The organism is Desulfacinum hydrothermale DSM 13146 (genome assembly GCF_900176285.1).
In the GTDB taxonomy this organism is placed as follows: domain Bacteria; phylum Desulfobacterota; class Syntrophobacteria; order Syntrophobacterales; family DSM-9756; genus Desulfacinum; species Desulfacinum hydrothermale.
On record NZ_FWXF01000027.1, the window covers coordinates 1 to 19,276 of the forward strand.

The following is a 19,276-nucleotide window of genomic DNA, read 5'->3' on the forward strand; positions in this document are numbered from 1 at the left end:
GCCATCCTGAACGACGACGCATCTCTGCAGGATGATGATGACTACGTTTACGTTCTGGATGAAGTTAAGGAAACGCCCGAGGAGCTTTATGAGGCATTTTGTAAAAGCTCCAAAGCCATCCTGAACGACGACGCATCTCTGCAGGATGATGACGACTACGTTTACGTTCTGGATGAGGACGAGATGTTTGAGGAACTTTCTAAAATTATGATGTACACTGGTTCCAGAGTCTCTGTTATCCAGAACAATTTGGCGGCTGTTCGGTAACAACAAACAACAAAAAAAAACCTTCCGAAACCGGAAGGTTTTTTTTTGTGTTTACGCGACCGCTCCGTAAAGCAGTCCTTCTTTCGTTAGGGAAACAACTCTATTGCAACCCACCACGATATGATCCAGAAGACGGATATCCAGGAGAAGACAGGCCTTTTTCAGGTCTTCGGTAATCTTCATGTCCTGTTCCGACGGTTCTGGATCTCCGCTCGGATGATTGTGGGCTGCAATAATGGAACGCGCATTAAGCAGCAGTGCGGTTCGGATAACCTCCCTGATGTAAATCCGGGAGGAATCCACAGTTCCGAAAAACATGTCCCTGCATTCGATCAGACGGTTTTTGGCATCCAGAAAGGCAACTGCAAAGACCTCCTGTTCCCGATGTGCAAGCCGCATCATGAAGTAAGATGAAGCGGTCGCCGGGTTATTCAGCAACAGGGCGTTGCTACCATACTGCGCCGCTTCCTCCAGTATTGTCATGGCTTCTTCCAAAACCTTCAGCTGAGATTCTGAAAAATAATTCATACCAGTCACCTCCCTGCGGTTTTTCTCTTTTAGGAGGCAAGCGCTACCGGTTGTCCGGAGAGGACCTGCTTGCGTTCGGCATACACGGCACGCGCAATCTTCTTTTCCGTTTCGTCACTGAGTTCCGCTGCCAGATCGGCGGCCATTCGGAGTTCCCGTTCGTTCCGTGCCGATCGGATAATTCCGATTACTTCCTCTACTGTGGGAGTACCCGGAGTGAGGGCTTCGGATTTATCCTCGGGCGGTTCCGTCTTTTCCTGATTTTGGAGCAGGCGGATTCTGTTCAGTTTGGACTTAACGGCTTCCATTCGGGTAGCGGGGCGCGGGCTATCTGCAGCACCTGACCGACGGTCATCGCTTTCGGTGTCCTGCCGTCTCAGCTTTATTCCCTTTACCGCATTAAGTGCCTGAACAGGTCCCAGTCCCATTTCGGCTCCCCACATGATTACCGCCATTACGTTGGCAGGTTTCTCACGGTATTCCGGAGCAACGAAATCGGACACCGCCAAGATCTGAGCAAGCCGAATGCAATCGTCCAAAGTTCTGATCACGTTCATACCCTGTACCTCCTTTTAAGCTGTTTGTTTGGCATTCAAAAGGAGGCACACTTCTCTCCCCGATCGAGGAGAGAAGAATGCCTCTCCCCGATCCGGGGATGGAATGAACGTTAGAGGATGCGCAGGACCCGGCTTCCCGGTTTTACCTGCGTGTATTGTGCAATCAGTTCCTCATCGGCACCGCATGCTTGTGCCAGTGCCTTCCAATCGGTTACCTTTCTGTCTTTGTTGGCTTTCCAGGTAACCAGCTTAGTACCGTCGGAAGACGCAAGGATTTCGGCTTCGCCGATATATGCTGTGAGCACATTGCGGAGCTTTGCTTCCTCTTCTTCCAACTCTTTTGCCAGCTTTTTCACTTCCTTCAGCCGGCGGACGGTTTCTTCGATCTCGGTGGTTGCCTCGACGGTTTTACCTGCACGGTGTCGTGGCCACAACAGTTTGGCCTCGGCTTCCGTCTGCGGCGGCGGCGGAACGTCCCCAACAACATAACGTTCCCACCATTTTTCGACGGTTTCCAGGGCAGTTTGGATGAATTCGTCATCCCGTTCCACCCGGTAAACGTCAAGTTTCCGACCGCCAAAGAGCACAACCACGTGAGCTTTCTGCAGGCCGGTGATACCCATGTACCATTGTACCTGAACCAGGTACGGATCGGGGATTTCGTCCGTTCCCGGATCACCCCAGTGGGGCGAGTATTCCCCGGTCGTCTTGATTTCGACAAGCAGGTCGGCTCCATGGAGCTTCCTGCCGTCCCAGACAATCTTTGTTTCCTGTCCGGGTACCCGTACCCTGTCAGGATGGGCATAGGCATGAGGATAGTCGGGATGCCAAAGGGTTTCCGGCACTTCGCAAAGCACGGCTCTGTACCGGCGCGCATACTCATCCGCCACAACCCCCTCAAGAAGCGTTCCCCACCTCATTCTTTCTTCGGCTTGGGGCGAAAACTCGGGTTCTCTTCGACCGGTTTTTTCCATCCAGACTTCCATTGGGGTCCGGTATGGAGAAATACCCAGAACGGCCGCAGCATCGGATCCGCCGATGCCTTTCCTGCGTTCCTCGTGCCATTCCTTCCTTTTGTAATCATCCACCAGCCGAAGATGTCCTGCCGTCAGTACCATGTCCCTCATCCTTTCTGTTCCGGTACCGTACGGGGAGCAGAGAGAAGGACACGACTTCCCCCCGTACAGGAGGAAGGGAATGTCTTTCTCCCCCCCCTGTACGGGGTCAGGTTAGGGTATCAGCCGACAAATCGAATCGGAACCGTTCCGATTTCCCGCATTATTTTGGGGCCAAGCATGCGAAGGCGTTTTGCCTCTAGTTGGCTTTTTTCGTGGTTTAGGACTGGTTTCTGCCCGTTTCCACACACAAGCTGCAGAAGCCGTTTTTTTGCCAGGTTTTTCAGTTCAGTTGTTTGCAACATTCGTGTTCCTCCTTTCCTTGCATCTGCACAGAAGGGAGAAACACGATTTTCTCCCCGACAGGGGAGAGAATGTGTCTCTCCCCTGTGCAGGGGTGATGGGTTAATGCGTACTGGCGGTCTGAACCCACTGTACCAGCGAAAATCCGTTGCGGAACATTTCGCCGGGGTCCTTACCGCCCCTGGGTTGGAGTCGCCGTACTGCAGGATGGTCCAGGACCTGCAACCACCATTCTGCGGCGGCTTCTCCCGTTTTGTCGGCGTCAAGTGCAACGATAATTTCTTCTGATGTTGCCTTCAGCTTCTTAATTAGGTCGGTGTCGGGACGTACCCAGGCCGATCCGAGGGCTACCACGCCATAAACGGAAGGCAGTTCCTGCGCCAGCAGGATGCCATCCAGCTCGGACTCTACGACAACAGTACGGAGTCCGGATCGGACAAGCATTGGTGCGCCGTTGGATCCTTCAATGGCCACGTAGGGGGCGTCCTGTCTGCCGGCATTTCGTCTGATGCGCACGCGGTGCACCATTCCGTCCCTGCTTGCAGGGATGACCCAGCCGGACGGAATCCACACCGTATCGCGTCCATCTGGTCTGGGCGGAAGTCCCCATGGTTTTCGGGGACGCTGCCAGTCTGTGGGATTCCAGCCGAGTTTGTACTTCATGGCAGTTTCGGGCTTGATGCCTCTTGTCTGCCTGAGTCTCAGCAGTTCATGTTTTATTTTTTCGTGCGACCAGGCAATGAAGATTTCCGCTCTGGCACGCCATGTCTGATTAGGAAGAGCAAATTCCTTGCGTTCCCGTTTGACAGGAGATGCGGAAATGGGATTACTGCAGGTATCTCTTCCCAGTATGGCGCAGGCCTCGCGGAAGTCCCTGGCTTTTCCCAGGGCAATGAGCATGTCGGCGGTATCGCCGGTTTTACCGCACTGGCGGCACCACCATCTGCCCTTGCCGTTATGCTTGTGGGGCCAGACCCTGAACCGATCTCTACCGCCACAGAATGGGCAAGCGGTTGCATATTCACCGCCGTACGTTGCCGCTACCCGCCGAACGGGTGTCTGTAGTAGCTCAAGCAACATGACACACCTCCCCGTTGCATTCCAATGGCGACCATGCAGAACGTCACCTTTTGTTCATTGGTCCAGATGGAATTGGGGCACTCAATTTCCCGCAATTTCCCTGTACGCTTTTTAAGGGAAACTTTGCGACGAAGTGCGGGATTGAGTATGCGGATAACGGTGCGACATTACGGCGGCAGGATATGTGTCGCTTGCTGAAAGATGTACGAGAAATTCTCCGTTCGTCCCGGCAACATACGGGAACATTCCGCAACCGGTACGAATGGAACGGGTAATACTTTTCATGACAGCCTCCTTTTCCCGAGCTGAGGAGGCCACATGGTTCCCTCCCGGCAGGGAGACATGCGGCCTCCCCTGCAGGGGGGTTGGGTTGGTGCTGTGCTGACACAGCACGGTTCTAAAAATCGAAAGCAAATTTTCAAAGAGCTGCTTTAGCATATACATCCTGTTCCATTCCTGTCCATGCGAGAGGATAGAAACGTGTGGCGTTGGGGGCACATTATTCTTCATTTTGGTTTTTGTTTGTGTTATTTTTTTTCGGCATGTTCGCAACCACCAAGAGGAGAGGCGCATAATGCGGTGCACCTATACTCCCGGCAGGGACATCAACCTTCGTCAGGCAGTAGGGGAATATATTGAGCATCAGACGGCACTAGGCGTATTTCGGGCGTCCACGGCAGCCAACCGCCGACGCGAACTGGAACGTTTCGCCAGGTTTGCATCCGAAAAGGGAATTACAGCTCCGCACAAGGTACACAGAAACCTGATAACCGCATACCTTGGACATCTGAGGATATCCAACGGAACCAGGAGGACTGTCCTTGCTGTCCTGTCGGCCTTTTTCGAATACCTCGTTGAGGAGGACCTGGTCCTGGAAAACCCGTTAGAATCGCTACCAAGACCCAAACTACGGATGCCGGAACCGGATTTTCTATCCGAACCGGAACTGAAAGCATTCTTTCAGTCCGTTGTGGACACATCCCGGGAATGCGTTGTCGACCGAAATCTGCTTGTGGTTTCTCTTCTGGCCGGATTGTGTCTCCGAGTTTCCGAAGTGTGCAGCCTCCGCTTGGATAACCTGGACTTGACTTCGACGCCCGGAGCTCTTCGCGTACATCGCAAGGGGGGAAAGGAAGCCAGGCTTCCGCTCAATGAAAAAATCCGGGATCTATTGGATACATGGCTGGAACAGCGAGAACAGTGGGCCTCAACCGACAGCCCTTGGGTGTTTGTTTCGACACGCGGAAGCCGGTTGAGTGTCCGCCAGGTACAGAACGTGGTGCGCAGGGCTTTGGAGCATGCGGGGTTTGTTAAACGGCACATGGGACCCCACCTTCTGCGCCATTCCGGGGCCAGCTTTTATTTGGCGTCCGGTACGGACATTAAAACAATCCAGGCACTTTTGGGCCATTCCAACCTTTCAACAACTAGCCGATATGTCCACACAACGGCTGCGGCAATCCGAACCGCTGTGGATGGCTTCGCAATTCGACGGAAATAAAAAAAACGGGTTGGTGTCCGTTAGGACAACACAACCCGTTTTTTGTTGGAGTCAGAGGATTTCGCAATCCTTCCATGCCTTCCTCTTCCCCGAACAGGGAGGAAGGGAGATCTGTTTTCCCTGTTCGGAGTTAATAAAGTGCATGCTACCGGAGAGCTGGAGTTGAGAGCGCCCTTTTGAGGGACTCAACCATTACCCCAGGAAGCTGCCGAATGTCTTGGATGGTGCACCAATGATGAAACAAATGAGATAGCCTCACCCCGATTCCAATGCCATAGGTCTGCACACCGGATTCGTGCACAAAATTTATGGCGTAGAGGGCCAGGTTAATGTCGTTGGGCATACCATCCGTTACAATAATGGCTATCCTTTTTTCCTTGTCTCGCACATTTGGATCCATTTGGGCATCCATACCGATCCATCTCAGCGGGGCATGAAGAGGCGTACCCCCACTGGCCGAGACACTAGCAAAGACTTCTGGGATGGGCTTCTGATTATTTTGAGAGTCAAATAGAAGCCCAAGCTGTAAGCTGCTACGATAAGGAAAGCAAACGGACTTTAATAGAATCCCCTCCGTCTGCCACCCTGAAGTAAGAGCCCGACACAAGGCGTATGTCGTTTGTCGGGCTATGTGTAAACGTCCTTCAGCTTTCATGCTTGCGGAGGCATCAAGGACCAGATAAATCGCTGCGCTTGGATTGCGACGAATCTCCGGCCCCTTAAATACTCTTGGGTTCGCGTACCGGAGTTTCGAGAGCTTGGAATAATCCAAGCGGGCACCGGATCGCCTATTCCCGTCTCGGCTCCATGTCCTCCCTTGGAAGTACGAAAGCAGCTGATGGCGCAGGCGTTCTGCGATCGCTTCGGCCTGCCCCTTTTCCTGGGGATCCCAGCAATCTACTTGGCCTACGAGCTTTACACGGGGAAGAATCATATCGCCCGTGAATTTCGGTGCGATCTCCCCGAGCAAGGCTTGTCTAAGTATTTCGCCAAGTCCAGGTTCGACACTTGCCGATTCGGGCGAAGACTGAGAATCCGATTGATCATCGCCAGAGTCCCTAGATGACGACGAGTCGGTTCCGTCTTCATCACCGGTGCCCAACTGATTACCGCCTTCATCCTCACCAGAATCCGACTCGGGCGAAGACTGGGAATCCGATTGATCATTGCCAGAGTCCCCGGACGACGATTCGGTCTTCTCTTCATCCCCGGTGCCTGGCTCCTTCAAGAGCGCCTCGATCTTCTGGGCTAACTCATGTACAGCCCAGGTATCTTGAGCGGATTGAAGACCCGACAAGGCCAGGTCTTCAATTGTCCTGAGAAGGCCATCGCCAATTCGCTGTACGGTTACGCGCCTCCACGCCTTCACCGGCGCATCCAGAACGTGGGAAAAGCCGATAAGCCTCTCACGTAGGTACAGCGAGAGGTAGATGGCGACGTTCATCCTTGCGTTCTGGCGGGACGCGGCTTTGATTGGGTTCAGAGGAATTAGAAACTCCTCAACAGCCCCTCGAAGATTGTCTCTGCACCCCCGGAATGTCTGAATCATCAGACGTTCGATGCGAACGTCCTCAAGGACGTTCAGCATATCGGAGATCGGCACAGAGAAATCCGTATAACGGATATGCCCTGCCTCGTGATCCAGCAACCCTCGCAAGAGGGTCCTGAGACGTGGATTCATCTCAGACGCAATTGCGGGAAGAATGATGGTATTCCCGTCAGTTCTTGCATCGAGATGATCCACCAACTGGACCCTGACACCGTACTTTCGGGCCAGAGCCGAAGCTACGACCGGAAGATAGCTCTTGGTCATGGAATACCTCCAATCGGAGGGAAGACATGCCTCCCCCGAACAGGGAGAAAAAGACACATCTTCCCTGTTCGGGGTTGGCTTTAGAACCATTCATCTGGCGTGATGAGCGGTACTTTTTTGGGTACGGGTTCTACGACCTCTGGCTGCTGCTCTGACTCCGGCCCTTCGTCCCATTCGTCGTCCTGTGTTGACTCCTTCAGCTCCTTCATTGCCTCGCTGTAACGGAGGGCCATGTTCGGGTTCTGAAGGATGAACAGGATTTTCCGAAGTTCTGCCAAGAGTCTGGGACTAACCGGCTGGTTTGGGACGCTCCAATCAATGGGGCTCAGGACCGTTTCCAGGTCGGTGCCGATTGTGTGGATCGTTTGATCCAGGAACGCAAAACCCGTGATTTTGGGTAACAGCTTCTTCAGAGGTCGCAACGATGCGACCTTGCGTGCCTTCTCCTTGACGATACGCTCCCAGACGGGCTTGGTGTCCTCCGCTATCTCACGGAGGAACGTAGAGGGTGTGTTCCGGAAGGACTCTTCCACGCCCTCCCCCGGGATGATCTGGAACGCCTGCCACGAGAAGGAAAAGCGGTCACTGATCTCTTCTGGAATAGTGTGCAGCAGTTTTGCCCACTCGGGGTGCGCCTGCCGCCACTCGTCCAGATAGGACTCCAGGTTGGCGAGGAAATCCGTTTTCTTCTGAATGAATTCCTCTTTGAGTCCATCGAGCGCTTGGCACAGTTCCTGGGAACGGTCCAACGGCACCATCCATGCGCCGAGGAATTTGGTTCCGTGTGTCCTGAGCGTGCGCTCAGTCCTTTTGCGGATGGCCTCGAATGGCCGTAAATGCGCCTTATCAATGAGGCGCTTGTTCCCGAGTTCAAAGAGATCCTCGGGCAAATCTTCGAGGTCAAGATCCCTCGCCGTGAGTCGCTTCTTTCCTGACCAGATACAGATGTCTGCACGGACCAGGACGACTTTTGAAAGTTCCAGGTGAATTTGCTGTTGTTCAATCATGGTCTTCCTCCTGTTTTCCTCGCAGGGGGAGACCGAACCCCCTGTAGGGGGTGGAATGCGGTCTCCCCCTACAGGGTTAGTTGCCGAATACTCGTTGAACCAATTCTTGAACGGCCTCTCGGTCTCGGGCTGAGGCTCGCATCAAAAGCGCCCGCTCTAGCGCGTAGTACACTGAGTCCGAGCGCTTCTTGAAGAAGAGCGCGAGCTTAACCCATCGCACGAGAGTCCGCGTGCTCATCGTGATGTTGATCCGGGTTTCATACTCATCCGATAGGAATTGCTGTCGGATAAGGTTGGCTACCTCGACGAATTTCTCCCCTATTTGTGGGACGATGCCGAGGCTCTCAAGCAGATCGACTTCCGTTTGCTTGTCTGGGTAGGACACGGTGAGCATCCAGAACCGGTCCAGGAACGCCATGTTCAGCTTTTGCGTTCCTGCGTATTCGCCGGATTCGTCGCCGCCGCCGTTGGTGTTGCCGGTAGCTACGAACCGGAACTGCTGATGAACGGGGATTATTTCCCCTCCCTTTTCCGGAATCTGCAATGGACTTCCATCGAGGATGGAATTTAGTCCGACGAGGACCGAGGGATCAGCGGCGTCAATCTCATCAAAGAGAAAGATTCCGCCGTCTCTGACGGCACGACTCAGAGGACCGTACTCGAACACCATTCCTCCTGAGTCGTTTACGACATAGTGACCGACCAGGTCGGCCAGCTCCAGGCGGGCATGTCCGGTAGCCCGATATACGGGCACATTCATTCGGGCTGCCGCCTGCAGGACAAGGCTGGTCTTGCCTGATCCCGTCGGACCTGTAAGGTACAGGCCCTCGTTCTCCCCGATTTTCCACCAGGCGAGGTAGTCACGCAGAAGGTCCAGTCTGAATTTGTAGTCTTCTGCATGCGGGACAAACGGGTTGTCGGAGCTGTCCCAGCACTTGACGGTTATTGATTTGGGAATGTTGACACCAAACAGATCTGCTACTGCCTGTTCCATGCGACAATCCTCCTTTCTGCAGCAGGGGGATGCGCATGGAACCCCTTTTCGGGGGGACACATGTGCGCATCCCCCCGGTCAGGGGTTGAATTGGTTACATGAAGCACAATGCGGAAACCCGTGTATTTGCTGTTTCCGCCCGATTCATGCAACGTCGGCAAAACCTAAAAAAATTGTCAAAGAACCATTCTGGTTATAGTCTGGAAACATAATGGTGCCAATTTCCACAGAGATAATCTGATCAGGCAAGTAAAAGGTTTTTGTTTGGAATACGGGGGAAACAGGTTGGAATATGCAAGAATGCGACCAGAAAGACAATAAAGAAAGGCCAGGTGGAAACCCGGCCTTCTACCGACATGAGTTGGGGTTTTACTCTGTTTGTCCGGCTAGATCGTTCGCCTTTCGGCCAGGAGATCCTGCCACGATCCTGAGAGGTGTTCGGTTTCGACGAGGTTTGTCGTCTACTGGGCTACCACCGTACAACGCCCGCTCTGTTGCAAGCACCGATTCCGTTGTTCTACATCACTATCACCCCCTTTCCGGGTCAGGGTTATTACCAGTCATCAATGCCCATGCCGGTCGAACCAAAAAGGTCATCACCAACACCAAAATCGTCGCTCCAAATGTCTGAATCGGACAAGTCGTTTTCACAGGCATCATCGCCGAAAAGATCAAAGTCTCCGCTGTCATCGCTACTAAACAGATCATTGTGAAACATGTCGTCTGTTTCAAAGAGATTGCTGTCAGAATCAAACGTATTTTCAGTAAAAAGATCAGTTTCGCTAAAATCGAATCCAAAGGGATTGTCATCAACATCAATGACATCGCTGCTCCCCATCAACGAGCCGGTTGCCGGGTTGACAGAAGGAGTGCAAATCTCGAAATCATCATCGTTGAAATCACGACCGAGGGGCAGGAGCCTCCTCCAGTTGTGAAAGCTCCGATCGGAGAAAATTTTGAACAAATTTCCAAACATTGGAATCACCTCCCTGTTTTTCTGTTTTTATGCCGAGACATCCTTATTTCCTTATCACCTCATAATCCTACGCAAGACTGGGAAGTTGTGTGCCGGAGAACTCACGGGAGATCACCTCTCGAATCCGGTTTTTAAGGCTGTCCCTGTTTCGGTGGGAGCTGGCCAGTTTCCCTGCCCTTCGGAGCAGGCTTTCCGCCTTGGAGGGTTTTCCTTTTCGTGCCAGACAGTACGCCTGCTCGATCAGCCAGTACGGATCGGAGTAATCGCTGTGTTGTGCAAGCACTCGAAGTGCTCTGTCCGTTTCTCCGATTTTGCGAAGACACCGAGCAAGGTGGATCACGGCTTCGCCGTGATCCGGGCAAATGTCCAGGATCTCTTGTAGAAACGCAGCCGCTCTGCGGAGATTTCCCCTGTCGGCACAAATCCCGGAGTATGTCAACAAAAAGGAAACGTATCTTGCGTTGCCTGTGGATTCCGGTTTCATCTGACGTTCCAACCAGCGCATCTGGGCCTCCGCCTCCGCATGCAGTCCCTGTTTGCTCAGGGCTTTGGCCATGAGGATGCGCATGTCAAAATCCTGCGGATTTTTAGTGCACACCTTTCGAGTACATGCAAGCACGGTATTCCAATCCCGTTCCCTAGCTGCTAGCAGTGCCTCTTTGCGAAAGGCCCACAGGTCAGCCGGATATGTTTCCTGGAGCATACAAAGGAGACTCTTGTATTTCTGCAGATCGTCATTTTCTAGGGCTTCCTTTGCTTCTCTTTTCATGTCCCCAATGTTTCTTCTACTATTCGTCTTCACAAACATCCCGCCCTCCTTCCTGCAGAGAAATGGATTCGTCTTGCCACCCCTGCTTTGCTTTTTTAGTTATTATAACACATCACCCACCTATTGGCTAGTGCAGATGAGACCACTTCAGATGTTTTTATGCTGGTAATTATCTTGTTTGAATAGCCCTGCGTCGTGCCACCGTAACGCAATCGGTTCGCGTGCGGGCTGCTGGGCGGCGGGAGTTTCTGTCTTTTCCTGGTTGGGCCAATCGGACATTCGGGTGTCGGATTTTCAAAAGAGTTAAAAAAACGGTATATAGGGTACCTTTTTATTCTCTTCAAGTGTGGGGGGCGACGCAAAGAGGTGTATAATGTAAACGATATTCGCCACGGGGGGCAATGTATGGACAGAGGAAACACAAGGATGAGCACACCGGAAATATCTCGAACTGGATCAGGAGCATGTCTGGCACTTCTAGGCATTCTTCTACTGATTGCATTTCTGGATACTGCTTTCAGTACGGTTGGGCAGGTATCCATTCCGGATTCGGGGCTGGTGTACAGTAAGCAGCTTTTGCATCCAGTTAGAACGGGACTTCTTGCAGGAATATCGCTAGGGAGGTGGCCGCGATACTATTGCGACGATATGGTAGAGGTGCAAAGCGGGGATGAACGGGACAGTATCCAGCACAGTATGGGAGTTGATGCATTCCGCTATGTATATAGATATAATATCATCATATATGAGGTGTGGCGATGGATTGGATACATTCTGTTCGGGATATGTGTGTGCAGTGCTTGGCGGCGGTGGTGGTTATAACGGGAGCAATGGGTTGTGCTTCCAGGGAGATTGAACATTCTCCGCCGACTCCGGTTCCGATTCCGAAACCGGTTTCTCCGGCGGAAGTACACGTACAGAAACTGGAGTATTTGGAGTCGCCATATACGCAGATTGCTATCTTTCCTGCTCATGATGAAATCGTATTGATGGATTCGGCAGATGTGGCGGCTAGGATAGTGAAGGAGCTGGGCGAACCCAAGTGGGTATCCTATGAGCGGGTTCGCAAGCGTCACCACAAAAAGCGCCGTTCATCGGCATCTGGCAAGTCGGGCCAAGTGGCAAAGACGGACTATGCTAGAACAGGTAACAGTAGTGCAAAGCGGGAGCGGTATAGAGAGGAAACTGTATTTTATGGGTTGGCGCGATGGGATTCAGGTACAAAACGCCTGGTAGTCGGCCAGTTAGATGTTTTGGCAGCACAGATGGCAATCCGGTATCGTGCCGATCTGATTCGCCTAGTTGTGCATTACAGATCGGTCCCTAAAGAAGACATGCTTCTTAAGGCCGATGCGTTGCGCAGACAGATACTGGAGCGGTTCGGTAGCCTGAATCATCCGGATGTCAGGATGATAAGTGTGGGGGCCACCATGCCGGTGCGTATACAGGGCCGGGAACCGGTGGAGGATGTTGTAGAAGTATACGTTACCAGGCGGCATGGAGGAGGGAAGAGTGAAACCGGTAGAGATGCCTAAGTATATTGACGCTCCATTTCAGGTGCTATTCTGGGAAATAGACGAGGTGGCAATCTTTTTTTCCTGTATGGCGTTAGGAATAATATTTGAAATGTTGTTTCCTTTGATGTTGTGCGGGTTGGTGGTATTGTATATCTTCTCCCGCTACAAACATAATCAGATGGATGGAATTTTGCTGCATTTGTTCTACTGGCACGGCTTAATGAAGTTGAACAACACGCATGATGTAGGTGTTATCCGTGAATACAATACATAGAGGAATACAATGAAGTGGCTAAAACTTAAAACGACGTGGAAAACTACAATCAACATAAACAGGATTTTGTTGGTGTCTAATATACTGATGGCCATCAGCATTACATTCCTCACATGGCGCATCACACACCAGCATGACCGGATAGTTATTGTGCCGCCCAACCTTAGCGAAAAAGCCCACATATCCTGGAGTGCTGCAAACCGGCAATACTATGAGTCATTTGGTCTATACGTAGCCACTCTAATCGGGAACATTACTCCCAAGAATGTTGAATTCGTCGCGGATTCGGTAAGCAGGTTCATGTCTCCCCGTATATATCCAAATGTAAGGAGTCAGCTAATAGCTTTGGCGAAAGATTCCTTTGTTAGCACATCAACTAATGCAAGCTATTTCTCGCCCAGAAAGGTAGTCTTTGAAGAAGAAACATCAAAGGTATTTGTTGTTGGGGAGCTGGTTACGGTTGGATTCCGTTCTGTAAGCGAAAGGAAGCCGGTAGTCTACGAAATGGAGATACACATAGAGAACGGATTGCCGCTTATTACGGGATTCACTAGCTACGAAGGCAGCGAACCACATACGCTGAAATGGCAGCAATCACAACACAGGACGACGGAGGCACAGTAAATCATGTATCGCATTACAGGCATGATACTGGTGGTAAGTTTGTTAATGGTGGGGACGGTGGGAACGGCAGCCGGTAAGGAGCCTTTTGTCCCAGTAACAAATGGATTGGACATTGAATTGCCGACTCCCGTTATCCCACAAGGAACACAAAACCAAGAACATGTGACTAAAAAAGATAAGGATAGGGTGCGGGTCCTACCGAAAACCGGCACACGCCAAACAACTACGGTGCCGACGGCGGTTTCCGCACAACCAAAAGCCCAGAAGGCAAAAGCCCAGAAGGCAGATGTGGAAGCCGTTAATACACTTTCGCGCAAGATGCCACTATTGTACGGTATTTCTCGAACGATTCCACCGGAAGCAACAGCATTGCCGGTTCTGGGGCGGATGCCGGGAGCCAAAAAGCCTGTTACGCCCATGGTGATACACGCCAGGGACGGCGTGAACTACGTGGCCAAGATTAGCTGCTGCATGCCCAACCGCATTGCCACTCCGTTTTATGAAGCGCAGGTGGTTGATAGCAGTAATTCCAACATTATCACGTCCGGCGGCAATGTGTATGTAATTCCCAAATCCCAAGAACCTTTTGGTATATACATATCGGACAAGCGATCCGTCAATTCGCCGGTAGTGTCCTTGACTCTTGTTCCCTCACGCATTCCGGGGCAAACCGTAATTGTACAGTTGGATGATGTTCCGTCTCGTGCAGATGATATCGACAATAATATCGAAACGGCAGACTCATATACGGACTGGATTCGTAATCTATACCGTACTGTTCTTAAAAACGAGATGCCGTCTGGGTTCGTCGTGCACAAAATGAAAAAGCACTCTGCAAATGTGGATGGATTGCAATTTGTTCCACTAAAAAGATATTCTGGCCAGAATGTGGACATATACGTATATGAGATTACCAACACAAGTAAGACAACAGTGGAACTGAACGAAGCATCGTTCTATCAAAAGGGTGTCAAGGCGGTTGCTCTCTATCCCGCAATAAAACTGGAGCCATCCCAGAAAACATGCGTGTATATCATGGCGGGCAAGCAAAATACAATAAACTAGGAGGCGGAAATGGACTTCAAGGAAAAGTGGACTAATATACCTCCGACAACAAGAAGAAAAATTACGCTTGCTCTGATGTTGTGTGCGATCATAGGCACATCGGCACTTATTACACAAATCAACAAAACGGAACGAACAAAAACCAAAACCACCAGTCATCTGGATACGCATGTAATGGTTCCTCAACAGCGTGATGCTACTATCGAGGATCTGTCCGGACAGTTGCTGAACTTGGAAAAACGATTAAAAAAAATCGAGCAGAATACCCAAAGAACAAAAATGCCGATGCTGGAAAAGTGGGAAAAAAGACTGACACAACTGGAACAGCATCGGATGGGTGAGGACTTGGAAAGCCGCATAGCAAATATCGAGAAAACTCTCGAAAAACTAATGGTAGAAAAAGCTGCAAAAACACAAAAACCAGAAGAACAACTACCTATAAGAAAAGTGCAGCCCCAAATTCCCCCGATACCGGAATTTCGGCAAAACGTTCCTGAAACAACGGATACCAATGACATTTCCAAGGAAACGGTCCTGCCGGAAGTTGATAGACCGCAACTACGACTGATTTCTGCAACAGACGATGATGGGAGGGGAAGTACTGCAGCAGAAAAACATTCTGCGCAAACGCAGGATAGTCTAACACAAACGCGAAAAGCCAGTGCAACCAGCAATGGTATGGGTGGGGGCAAAACGGCACGCGACCGCAGGGACGACAGCATCAGGAAAGAACGAGCAGGGAAGAGCCAATCCGTTTGGATTCCCGCCGGCGCACTAATTCAGGGTGTTCTCCTGAATGGCATGGATGCGCCCACATCTAATTATGCGCGGAAAAATCCAGTACCGGTGATCCTGCGTATCAAGCACGAGGCCATTTTACCAAACCGATATCGGATGGACATCAGGGAATGTTTTATTTTGGCCAGTGGCTATGGGGTTATGTCCACGGAGAGAGCGGAGTTGCGTACCGAAAAGCTGTCCTGCGTACGACAGGATGGAGGTGTGATTGAAACGCCAATAGACGGCTACCTGGTTGGCCAGGACGGCAAGGTGGGAATTAGGGGCCGTTTGGTTACGAAGCAAGGTCAGATGATTGCTAAATCCCTTATCGCCGGATTTTTCTCCGGCCTTTCGAACGCGATGAGTCCCAGCCAGATCACCACGCTGGACATTACACCGGGAAACACACAGGACTATCAATTTCCCAATCCTGCTCCCGCGGCAGCACAGGCATTGCTGGGAGGCGGGAGTGAGGCATTTGGAAACGTTTCCCAATTTTATCTCGACATGGCCAAAGAATTATTTCCGGTAGTGGAGATTGACGCCGGTCGCAAAGCCACCATTATTGTCATCAACGGCACGTCTGTAAAACTTGCACCAGGAAACATCGGGCATTAGTTCGGTGGTTTTCGTCGGGGTATTGGAAAGGCTTCTGGTTCTGCAGCCCGATCTGGCTTTGATTGGTCAGATCGGGTGGGCATCAAAATAAGATAAATATCCCACCAATAATTCCATTTTTCTATCATACGGACTGGAACATTTCCGGCATATTTGTATAGGATAGTATCCGGAATGGTATATTAGGATGCAGGACAAGCTTCGATGATGGGAGATGGAGACATGAAGTGCGGGAAAAAAGCGCTATTCTGGGCAGCAGTAGTTATGGTAATATGTGTCGCGCATAGTGCAGCAGTATTTGCAGAGGATCCATCATTCTATATATATCCCACACCATTCACCATATCGGCTCCTCCGGGGGGATATTATTATGCCACAGTAACGCTGGAGAACCCTACTCTTACCAATGGCGATGAAGGATATTTCAAGTTTAGTAATTTCAATATACCTTCAGCAGACTCACCATTCAGCATACTTAGCACTACATGTGATCCAAATAAGGAATACAAATATGGAGAAGGGTGTGAAGTTGTTATTAAATTCGAGCCTAGTTCCGATGCCAATCCAGGTGTGGTTAATGAATATCTGCAGTTCGACGTTCAGGAACATCTCATTGATCCCAATGAACCAGACAAAACCTATACATATTCGCATCCCATGCAAGGGAATGTCATAAGTGATGACATGCCGATATTGCTCCCGGTTGGGCCAGAATGGGAAACGATAGATAAGGGAGATCTGAACATAGGAGAGCCCGTAACGTATTCTTACACGGTGCAAAATACAGGAACAGCACCTGCACATCTGACTTTCTATGATACCATTACAGTAGGGGAACCTGAATGGATCGCTTCCCGTGAGCTACAATGTCCAGAAGAACTACAGCCAGGTGAAACATGTAATTTCGTGGTCACGCTGGACCCCACCTGGCAGGAGCTTAACTATTACGCATATGTGGAATGCCCGCAGTGCATAACTGACACCTATACCACCGAAGTGCACATAACCGCACATGCAACATACATTAACTATCAGGTATTTGCTGCAACAAATAGTTCGTGTGAGTACAATTATGACCCCATGACGTGTGGGCAATATGATTTTGGAACAGTAAACGCTGGCGACATTTCAGATGAAGTGGAATTTATTATCAAGGTCGATTCGGGAACTTTGAGAATTGATAATCTCCAAATTCCCGACAGCAATTTTGAATTAAGCGATCCCAACCATTGTGCGTCCGCCACTCTGGCACCGGGTACAACATGCAGCTTCTATGTCAGTTTTGCTCCTGATACGCCTGGTCTGCACGAAGCGCCAATACAGATTACGAGTAATGCCTTCGTGGAAGTATATGATGAAAATGGCAACGTAATCGACAAGATATATACAACTGAACCCCTTACACTTACGGGTTATGGATCTGGACAGGATATTGAAGTTGATCCGGATAACGTGGACTTCGGAAATGTAGTTTTTGGAACTGATCCGCCACAACAGATCATAACAGTAATGAATGCCGGATCCGCCATATTGTCCATTACGGACGTACAAATCGAAGATTCTATCAACTTTTCGATGGATAACCAGTGCCAGGATGCAAATCTGCAAGGCGGAGAAACCTGTGAAATCCTTGTGAGTTTTACTCCACAAACTGCCGAACAGGGTCTAACGGAAACAAACATACACATTTCATCCAACGATCCAGACGAAAATCCCCTTACCGTGCACCTCAGCGGGACTCCGGTTACCGTAACGGTGGAAGTAGATCCGGCCAGTAAGGATTATGGCCGCATTCCGGTCAATTCTTCTTCCGAGGCAGTATTTACCGTAACAAACACCGGAACCGGAGAAGCCACGTTAAGTGACATTGCGCTTGACGATGGAACAGTTTTTTGGATAACGGAACAAAATTGCCAAATGGACGTACCCATGTCCCCCGGAGACCAGTGCTCTTTTACCGTACGGGCACTACCGAAACAAAATGGCGTGCATAGCGCCAATGCAATAATCAGCTTGAGTGCTCCGGACAACTCACAAATTACTGTTCCGCTGACCGTGGAGGCAATATCTGCCACACTGCAGCCGGAACCGGATACTGTAGATTTTGGAAATGTTCCCCTATACCAGAGTGCAGACCAAACCATTACCATCCGGAATACCGGATTGGCAGACGGATTAGTGGGGGGCATTTCCATTGATAACCCGGAATTTGTTGTAAAGGATGACACGTGCAGCGGAAAGGTGCTGTCAACAGATGAGACCTGCACCGTGACCGTACGGTATTCCCCGTCACAAACTGGCCCTGCAGTAGGTCAAATGATCATAACGGTTTCGGATGAAAACATAGAAACACACCCGGCTTCCCTGCAGGCCAATGGAGTTGATCCTGATGTGGTGGTGACCCCAAGGCAACTCGAATTCGAACCGTATATAAATGCACCTACGTACGCAAGCCTTACTGTGAGTAACGCAGGCACAGAATCCTTCGACATTACCGATGTAGAATTCGTATCAGATGCCTATAGTGTTGCGGAAAACACATGTACATCGCTAGCTTCTGGAGAACAATGTGACATAACGATTAAGTTTGAGCCGCTATCGGGTACGGGTGGCGACTACTCCGGTTATGCCATACTGCACACTACTGACCCAGACGAACAGGAAGTGCGCATAAATTTAACGGCACGAAAACTCTACACCACCAACCTTGGCATATTTTATCTACCGCCCATTGCCGGACCGCTGAAAAACATGAGCGGTCAATGGCCAATTAGTACGTGGAACCTGGTCAAAACACTTACGGAACCTACCGATATCATGGCGTATGTTACCGGAGACGTACCCCTGACCATAAACGGAGTACGCATAAATCCGGGCGAACGTAAGGTGGTAGCCGAAAATGTTGTACGAGACAACCCTGTGCAAATGCCGTTGTATGTGTCGGAAGAACACGTAGCGGGAAATGCTGAAATATGGCTCTACGGAACCAACCCCAACGTAACTCATGCGGGGAGGCTACAGGTAAGTGTGTGGGAATTGGGAAATGTGCAGATAGCTAACAATGAAGATGAGCTACACATTCACAAACTAGCAGAAAAAGCAGATATTGAGATATCCCTAACAACTGCCCATACTACATTCACAGCCGACGAAGAACGGGCTCAAAAAAACCGGATTGATCGAACCATAGGACTGGTTCGGTGGAAAAACATTCCGGAAGGTCTTGAACCAAATCCCTATACCATGCACCTCACCGGGTACGCAAAAACAGAGGGATCGTATTCGTTGACTGCCGAAGTGGTAATGTTTGACGCAAACAATGTGGAACATTTACTATATAGTGATACCGTCACTTTGATAGTGGAAGAACCGCCTCCAATCGAAATTGCGATGAATCCGCTGTCGAGCTTTGAGGAATTACTTTCCGATCCCACTAATCTAAAAACGTATGTCAACCAACAGCAGGTGGGGCGGTATATTATTACGTC

At 50.5% G+C, this 19,276-nt stretch carries 18 protein-coding genes; 8 read left to right on the top strand and 10 right to left on the bottom strand.

Going from position 1 to position 19,276, the window contains the following annotated elements:
* A partial coding sequence (locus B9A12_RS17115; protein WP_170920668.1) for a hypothetical protein occupies window positions 1-267 on the top strand: 267 nt, incomplete at its 5' end.
* 51 nt (window positions 268-318) lie between these two features.
* Here the strand turns inward: B9A12_RS17115 and B9A12_RS15715 are convergent.
* The 5 genes from B9A12_RS15715 to B9A12_RS15735 form a co-directional block, all read right to left on the bottom strand.
* Window positions 319-804 (bottom strand): JAB domain-containing protein, encoded by a 486-nt coding sequence (locus B9A12_RS15715; protein WP_281247923.1) that lies wholly within the window; start codon window positions 802-804, stop codon window positions 319-321.
* Between the two features lie 20 nt (window positions 805-824).
* Window positions 825-1,352 (bottom strand): hypothetical protein, encoded by a 528-nt coding sequence (locus tag B9A12_RS15720; protein WP_084059048.1) that lies wholly within the window; start codon window positions 1,350-1,352, stop codon window positions 825-827.
* A gap of 110 nt (window positions 1,353-1,462) precedes the next feature.
* On the bottom strand, window positions 1,463-2,470 hold the full coding sequence (locus B9A12_RS15725; RefSeq protein WP_170920669.1) for a YqaJ viral recombinase family nuclease: 1,008 nt from the start codon (window positions 2,468-2,470) through the stop codon (window positions 1,463-1,465).
* A 119-nt stretch (window positions 2,471-2,589) separates the two neighbouring features.
* A complete protein-coding gene (locus B9A12_RS15730; RefSeq protein WP_084059050.1) occupies window positions 2,590-2,772 on the bottom strand; it encodes a hypothetical protein in 183 nt (60 codons plus the stop codon).
* A 100-nt stretch (window positions 2,773-2,872) separates the two neighbouring features.
* A complete protein-coding gene (locus tag B9A12_RS15735) occupies window positions 2,873-3,850 on the bottom strand; it encodes a primase-helicase zinc-binding domain-containing protein (protein WP_084059051.1) in 978 nt (325 codons plus the stop codon).
* Between the two features lie 913 nt (window positions 3,851-4,763).
* Here B9A12_RS15735 and B9A12_RS17995 point away from each other — a divergent pair.
* The gene (locus tag B9A12_RS17995; protein WP_425430187.1) at window positions 4,764-5,351 is read left to right on the top strand and encodes a tyrosine-type recombinase/integrase; all 588 of its coding nucleotides are present in this window, start codon (window positions 4,764-4,766) and stop codon (window positions 5,349-5,351) included.
* Window positions 5,352-5,496: 145 nt separating this feature from the next.
* Here the strand turns inward: B9A12_RS17995 and B9A12_RS15745 are convergent, their stop codons facing one another.
* The 5 genes from B9A12_RS15745 to B9A12_RS15765 form a co-directional block, all read right to left on the bottom strand.
* Entirely contained in the window at window positions 5,497-7,164 is a 1,668-nt protein-coding gene (locus tag B9A12_RS15745; RefSeq protein WP_170920670.1) for a hypothetical protein, read from the bottom strand.
* 80 nt (window positions 7,165-7,244) lie between these two features.
* The gene (locus B9A12_RS15750) at window positions 7,245-8,171 is read right to left on the bottom strand and encodes a DUF3150 domain-containing protein (RefSeq protein ID WP_084059054.1); all 927 of its coding nucleotides are present in this window, start codon (window positions 8,169-8,171) and stop codon (window positions 7,245-7,247) included.
* Window positions 8,172-8,247: 76 nt separating this feature from the next.
* Window positions 8,248-9,165 (bottom strand): AAA family ATPase, encoded by a 918-nt coding sequence (locus B9A12_RS15755; RefSeq protein WP_084059055.1) that lies wholly within the window; start codon window positions 9,163-9,165, stop codon window positions 8,248-8,250.
* 553 nt (window positions 9,166-9,718) lie between these two features.
* Window positions 9,719-10,141, bottom strand: coding sequence for a hypothetical protein (locus tag B9A12_RS15760; protein WP_084059056.1), 423 nt, complete (start codon window positions 10,139-10,141; stop codon window positions 9,719-9,721).
* 67 nt (window positions 10,142-10,208) lie between these two features.
* A complete protein-coding gene (locus tag B9A12_RS15765; protein WP_084059057.1) occupies window positions 10,209-10,949 on the bottom strand; it encodes a tetratricopeptide repeat protein in 741 nt (246 codons plus the stop codon).
* Between the two features lie 719 nt (window positions 10,950-11,668).
* Here B9A12_RS15765 and B9A12_RS16780 point away from each other — a divergent pair.
* The 6 genes from B9A12_RS16780 to B9A12_RS16785 all read left to right on the top strand — a co-directional run.
* Window positions 11,669-12,445, top strand: a complete 777-nt coding sequence (locus tag B9A12_RS16780) for a hypothetical protein (protein WP_139796683.1) — start codon at window positions 11,669-11,671, stop codon at window positions 12,443-12,445.
* Window positions 12,423-12,701, top strand: coding sequence for a type IV conjugative transfer system protein TraL (gene traL / locus B9A12_RS15770; RefSeq protein WP_170920671.1), 279 nt, complete (start codon window positions 12,423-12,425; stop codon window positions 12,699-12,701). The genes B9A12_RS16780 and traL overlap by 23 nt, the downstream gene beginning before the upstream one ends.
* A 9-nt stretch (window positions 12,702-12,710) precedes the next feature.
* Window positions 12,711-13,325, top strand: a complete 615-nt coding sequence (locus B9A12_RS15775; RefSeq protein ID WP_084059059.1) for a TraE/TraK family type IV conjugative transfer system protein — start codon at window positions 12,711-12,713, stop codon at window positions 13,323-13,325.
* Window positions 13,326-13,328: 3 nt separating this feature from the next.
* Window positions 13,329-14,390: a TraK domain-containing protein gene (locus B9A12_RS15780; RefSeq protein ID WP_084059060.1), complete on the top strand. Its 1,062-nt coding sequence runs from the start codon at window positions 13,329-13,331 to the stop codon at window positions 14,388-14,390.
* A 9-nt stretch (window positions 14,391-14,399) separates the two neighbouring features.
* The gene (locus B9A12_RS15785) at window positions 14,400-15,788 is read left to right on the top strand and encodes a TraB/VirB10 family protein (protein WP_084059061.1); all 1,389 of its coding nucleotides are present in this window, start codon (window positions 14,400-14,402) and stop codon (window positions 15,786-15,788) included.
* 222 nt (window positions 15,789-16,010) lie between these two features.
* Window positions 16,011-19,276 (top strand): choice-of-anchor D domain-containing protein (locus tag B9A12_RS16785; RefSeq protein ID WP_170920672.1); only part of this gene is annotated, 3,266 nt, incomplete at its 3' end.